Annotated in this window: 5 protein-coding genes and 1 pseudogene; 1 reads left to right on the forward strand and 5 read right to left on the reverse strand. The window is 74.0% G+C overall.

Features of this window, described 5'->3' with window-relative positions:
• The 3 genes from AC2W7A_RS08940 to AC2W7A_RS08950 form a co-directional block, all read right to left on the reverse strand.
• Window positions 1-1054, reverse strand: a 1054-nt coding sequence (locus AC2W7A_RS08940) for an FtsX-like permease family protein (RefSeq protein ID WP_485991056.1), incomplete at its 3' end; no start/stop codon positions are given.
• Entirely contained in the window at window positions 1051-2553 is a 1503-nt protein-coding gene (locus AC2W7A_RS08945; protein ID WP_485991057.1) for an FtsX-like permease family protein, read from the reverse strand. The genes AC2W7A_RS08940 and AC2W7A_RS08945, both read right to left, overlap by 4 nt.
• Before the next feature lie 13 nt (window positions 2554-2566).
• Entirely contained in the window at window positions 2567-3331 is a 765-nt protein-coding gene (locus tag AC2W7A_RS08950; RefSeq protein ID WP_485991058.1) for an ABC transporter ATP-binding protein, read from the reverse strand.
• Between the two features lie 133 nt (window positions 3332-3464).
• Between AC2W7A_RS08950 and AC2W7A_RS08955 the strand changes: the two genes are divergently transcribed.
• Window positions 3465-4070, forward strand: coding sequence for a TetR/AcrR family transcriptional regulator (locus AC2W7A_RS08955; RefSeq protein ID WP_485991060.1), 606 nt, complete (start codon window positions 3465-3467; stop codon window positions 4068-4070).
• A gap of 1 nt (window position 4071) precedes the next feature.
• On the opposite strand, the gene AC2W7A_RS08960 is transcribed toward AC2W7A_RS08955, so the two are convergent.
• Together AC2W7A_RS08960 and AC2W7A_RS08965 are read right to left on the reverse strand one after the other, a co-directional pair.
• Complete coding sequence (locus AC2W7A_RS08960; protein WP_485991059.1) at window positions 4072-4395, reverse strand: hypothetical protein; 324 nt, start codon at window positions 4393-4395, stop codon at window positions 4072-4074.
• A gap of 157 nt (window positions 4396-4552) precedes the next feature.
• Window positions 4553-5295: pseudogene (locus tag AC2W7A_RS08965) on the reverse strand (response regulator).
• Between the last annotated feature and the right edge of the window lie 169 nt (window positions 5296-5464).

The following is a 5464-nucleotide window of genomic DNA, read 5'->3' on the forward strand; positions in this document are numbered from 1 at the left end:
CGGCCAGGCCGGCGACGCGCCGCCACCGCCACGACGGCGAGCAGCTCGACCCACGGGACCGCGGCCGGACGACGCCGCCGTGTCCGACGTTCTCCATCAGCTCCCCGAGCAGCAGCTGCGAGCCCGCCCAGCCGTAGAGCACGCCGAGCGCGCAGCCCAGGGCAGCGGCGACGGCCGCGGTCAGCACGGCCTCCAGGGCGATCATCGTGCGCAGCCCGCCCTTGGTCAGGCCCAGGGCCCGCAGCAGCGCGTTCTCGCGCGTCCGCTCGATCGCCGAGAGGCTCAGCGTGTTGGCCACGCCGATCAGAGCGATGACCACGGAGACGGCCAGCAGGGCCACCACGATCCAGAGCATCGTGTCGATGATCGATGAGTACACCGAGCGCTGCGGGGCACCGCCGGCGATCTGGCCGGGGTCCACGCCCGCGGCATCCGCCACCTCGCGGGTGAGGTCCTGCAGGCCGTTCACCGGGACGTCCTCCGCGGTGGCCACGAGCAGGCGGGGGGCCATGGGGGTCCCGCCGCCGTCCTGTTCGGTGCCGGTGACGGCCTCGCCGTCCCAGCCCATGCCCTCGGCGTCCGCCGTGGTCATGAAGACCTCGGAGTCCATGCCGCCGGCGCCGAGGGTGGTGAAGGTGCGCTTCGTGCCGGCCACCTGCACGGTGGTGTCACCCTCCACCCAGGACGGGGCGAGGACGGTGCCGGGCTCGCCGAGCATGCGCATGCCGTCGCCCGGCAGGTTCGAGACCACCTGACGCAGGCCGTCCTGGTCCACCGCGTACACGGGGGAACCGTTCTGCGTGGTGCCCACCGGGGTGGCCACGGTGACGGCCTCCACGTCGGAGAGCGCACGCACCCGGTCGGCCGCGGCAGACGCGTCCGCACCCTCGGCGAGGGTGACGGCCACGTCGATCGGGAACTCGGTGTCCAGGGCGGCGTCCGAGGCGTCCTGCGCGGTGCGGCCGCCGGTGAGGAACAGGGCCACCAGGGTGGTGCCGATCAGCAGGGCCGCGGCGTGGAGGCCGTGCGGCCGCGGTGGCGGACCGCGGTTCACGGCGGCGAGCCGTCCGGGCACGCCCGCCGGGCGGGCCAGCAGCCGGCGGCGGAGACCACCGGCGGGACGAACACGGCCGCCAGCATCAGCATCCCCACGAAGGAGAGCATGCCGCCGCCGATCGCGGAGAGCGGCTCCTGGCCGAACGCGCCCCAGAGCATCAGGGCGGTGCCGCCGGCGAACAGCAGGCCGCCGAGCACGGTGCGGACCACGCCACCGCGGGAGCGGACGGTGAGCTCCGGGACCGGCTGCAGGGCCTGCAGCGGGGAGACGCGGGTCGCCGCGACGGCCGGGGCCAGGGAGGCCAGCACGGCCACCAGGGTGCCCACGCCCACCGCGATCAGCAGCCGCACCGGGTCTGCGCCGAAGGTCAGGGTCGGCAGGTTCAGGGGGCCACGCAGGGCGGTAATGACCACGAAGGCCAGGCCCACGGCCAGCACCGTGCCGAGCACCGAGCCGATCAGGCCGACCAGCAGTCCCTCGAGCAGCACGGAGCGGCGCACCTGCCGCGTCGAGGAGCCGAGGGTGCGCAGCAGCGCGAGCTCGCGGGTGCGCTGGGCCACCAGCACCTGGAAGGTGTTGGCGATGACCAGTGCGGTCACCAGCAGGGCCAAGGCGGCGAACCCGCCGAGGACCCAGGCGAACACGTCGGTGCCGCCGGAGGAGTCGGCCAGGGAATCGCGGACGGCTTCGTCCGGGGTGGACACGGAGGCGTCGACGTCGTTCCGGTCCAGCAGGTCCTGCAGGTGCTGCCGCACCTCACCGGTCTCTGCGCCGTCGGCGAGGCGGATCAGCACGGAGGAGGCGGAGGCGGTGCCGGACTCCACGTCCGAGCCCTCCGGGGCACGGTCCACCTCGGCCACGAGGGACTGGGCGGCCCAGGTCTGCGGCAGGGAGGACAGGCGCGGGTCTGCCGAGGGGTGCGTCAGGCCGACGACCTCCACCTCCACGGCCTCCGCCTCCGGCAGGCCGGACTGCAGGGAGAACGTGGAGCCGACCCTCAGGCCGAGGCGATCGGCGGTGCCGGTGTCCACGGCCACCTCGCGGGTGCCGGGCTCCGGGGCACGGCCTTCGGTCAGGGACATCTCGGAGAGGGTGACGTCCGCCGGCAGCGGGGACAGGGCGGTGTAGTCGCCGCCGGTGGCGGCGTCGCCGGAGACCGGGGTGCCGGAGACCTGCACGTAGCCCATCTGGACGGGGAAGGCCTCGGCCACGCCGTCGACCGTCCCGAGCGGGCCGGGGTCCTCGGCGGTGCCGGCCAGCTCGCCGAGCCGGACTCCCGCCGACGCGGCGTCCTGCGAGTGGTCGGCGTCGGCGGGCAGGACCACCAGGTCCGCCTTGGAGTAGGTGGCGCCGAGGGTGGTGCGCAGGGTGGCCTGCGCGGACGAGGAGACCACGAAGGACGCGGCCAGGAACAGGGTGCCGATCAGGATGGCCAGCACCACGGACACGTAGCGGCGCGGATGTGCGCGCAGCTGGGACAGGGCGATCTTCAGCATGCTCGGACCTGCCTCACTGGAGCTGCGCCAGGGCGGCGGCCACGGTCTCGGGGTTCGGCTCGAGCAGCTCGCCGGCGAGGCGGCCGTCGGCCAGGAGCACCACGCGGTCCGCGGAGGACGCGGCCACGGGGTCGTGGGTGACCATGATGACCGTCTGGCCCATCTGCTGCACGGAGCGGCGGAGCAGGGCGAGGACCTCGGCGCCGGTGGCGGTGTCCAGGTTGCCGGTGGGCTCGTCCCCGAACACCACGTCCGGGCGGGTGAGCAGGGCGCGGGCCACGGCCACACGCTGCTGCTGGCCGCCGGAGAGCTGGGCGGGACGGTGCTGGAGGCGCTCGGTCAGGCCCAGGGTGTCCACGATCTCCGCCATCCAGGCCCGGTCCGGGGACGTCCCGGCGAGCTCCAGGGGCAGCAGGATGTTCTGCTCGGCTGTGAGGGTGGGCACCAGGTTGAAGGCCTGGAACACGAAGCCGATGCGGTCGCGGCGCAGGCGGGTGAGCTGGCCGTCGTCGAGGCCGGTGATCTCGGTGACGCCGACCGTGATGGTGCCGGCGGTGGGGGTGTCCAGGCCGGCGAGGCAGTGCATGAGGGTGGACTTGCCGGAACCGGAGGGCCCCATGATCGCGGTGAACTGTCCGGAGGCGAACTCCACGTCCACGCCGCGCAGGGCGTGGACCTCGGTGTCGCCGTGGCCGTAGGTCTTGGTGAGGCCGTGCGCCGCGACGGCGATGCCGGCGGGCGCGGCGGCGGGACGGGGAAGGGTGTTCGTGTGGCTCATGGCAACCACTGTCCTCCGCGCCGGCCTCGTGCGGATCCTCCGGGAGGAGGCACTCCTGCCCGGCAGGTGTCATCCCACGGGATGACCCACCCCTGGACCGGGGGAGGGGGAGGAGTCTGGGAGAATCGTGGACATGAGATCCGATGCCCGCGCGAACCGCAGGGACCTGCTCGAGGCGGCCGAGAGGCTGTTGAACGTGCACGGTCCCACGGTGTCCCTGCGCGCGGTGGCCCAGGAGGCCGGCGTCGGCGTGGGCACCCTCTACCGGCGCTTCCCCACGCGCCGCCATCTGCTGACGGCGCTGCTGGGCCAGATCCTGGAGAAGGTCGACGCCATCGTGGACGGCTACCTGGCCGAGGCCGGGGAGCCGGAGGACGACGACGGCGCGCCTGCCTCGGACGGCGACCTCGCCCGGGTGCGGTGGCACCGCTTCGCCACAGAGCTGGTGGGGGTGAACCTGACGGTGGCGGCCGCCTCCCTGGACTCGCTGGACCGCAAGGACCTGCCGAGCGAGGACATGATCGAGGCGGCCGAGAAGACGCTGCTGCAGCGCATGGAGGACGTCCTGGTGCGGGCCCGTGCGGACCGCCTGGTGTCCGAGGACCTGACCGGGGAGCGCTTCTTCATGGGACTGCTGACGGTGTCCCGTCCGCTGCTGTCCGAGGAGCGCTGGCGCCTGCCCGGCCAGGAGGACTGGATGCTGCGGACCTACCTGCGCGGGCTGCGCCCGCAGGGCTGACTCAACGGCGTCCGGCGGCCCGCTCCTCGAGCCGTTGCGAGACGCGGGCGGTGACCGCTCCGACGCCCACGGCGAGCACGAGTGAGACCACCATGCGCACGGTGGGCGGCACCGGCACCACGAAGGTCAACACCATGAGGCAGACCGCCGCGGCCACCAGGCCGGTGAAGCAGGCGATGGTGCCGTGGTCGGCGGCGTCGGGCTGGGCGGAGACCTGCGGCCCGGCGGACGCCGCGGTCGGGCCGTCCGAGCGATCGGACATCGCGGTGCGGGACGGGGCGGAGGCGCGTGCCGTCGTCGTGGTTCGCTCTGCGGCGGTGGTCATGCTGTCCCCCTGATGCTGACGGTGCGGTCGTCTGATCTGCCTCCGAGTCTTCTCCGTGCCCGAGGTCTCCGGCACCACCGGGGGGATGAACTCCGCGTGGCGCCGCCTCCTCCTGAAGTCGGAGGCCGGGGCCGAGGAGGACCGACGACGTGCCGGCTCAGGGACGCACGAGCCCCGCCCGGTAGGCCGCGACGACCGCCTGCACCCGGTCCCGCGCCGCCAGCTTCGCCAGCACTCGGCCCACGTGGTCTTCACGGTGGCCTCGGACAGCACCAGCTCCGCGGCGATCTCCAGGTTGGCGTACCCCTGGGCCATGAGCACCAGGACCTCGCGTTCGCGCGGGGTGAGGGTCTCGATCGCCTGACGCTCTGCGGCACCGTGCTCGTCCTGGGCGGCCTGGGCCTGCAGCCGCGGCGCCATGTGCTCCAGCAGCCGGCGCGTGGTGGACGGGGCGATCACCGCGTCTCCCCGGTGCACGGTGCGGATCGCGGCGAGCAGCTCCTCCGGCGGGGCGTCCTTGAGCAGGAACCCGGAGGCGCCGGCCTGGATGGCGTCCAGGGCGTACTCGTCCAGGTCGAAGGTGGTCAGCACCACCACGCGCGGGGCGTCGGGGGCGGCCAGCAGCGCCTGGGTGGCTTCGATGCCGTCCATCTGCGGCATGCGTACGTCCATGAGCACCACGTCCGCGCGGGCCACGGCGGGCGAGCCCACCGCCTCCCGTCCGGTGGAGGCCTCGGCCACCACCTCCAGGTCCGGCTGCGAACCGATGAGCATGGCCAGCCCGGAGCGGATCAGCTGCTGGTCGTCCACGAGGGCGACGCGGATCGGCGCGCCGGCGGCGTCGGTCGAGTCGTCGGCGGGGCCGGAGACGGCGTCGTCGGCGGAGGTCTGGCTGGTCATCGGCGGTGTCCCGTTCGGCTCGGTGTGCTGATCCATCATGCTCCTTCAGCGTGCGCGTCACTGCGCCTCGTAGGGCAGGCGCGCGGTGACGCGCACCGCGGCCGGTGGCGGGTGGCCGGCCTCGAGGGTATCCGCCGAAGAGGGCGGGCCCGCTCGGCCATACCCTGCA

It is taken from the genome of Micrococcus sp. LASM2_SD2, from assembly GCF_057364565.1.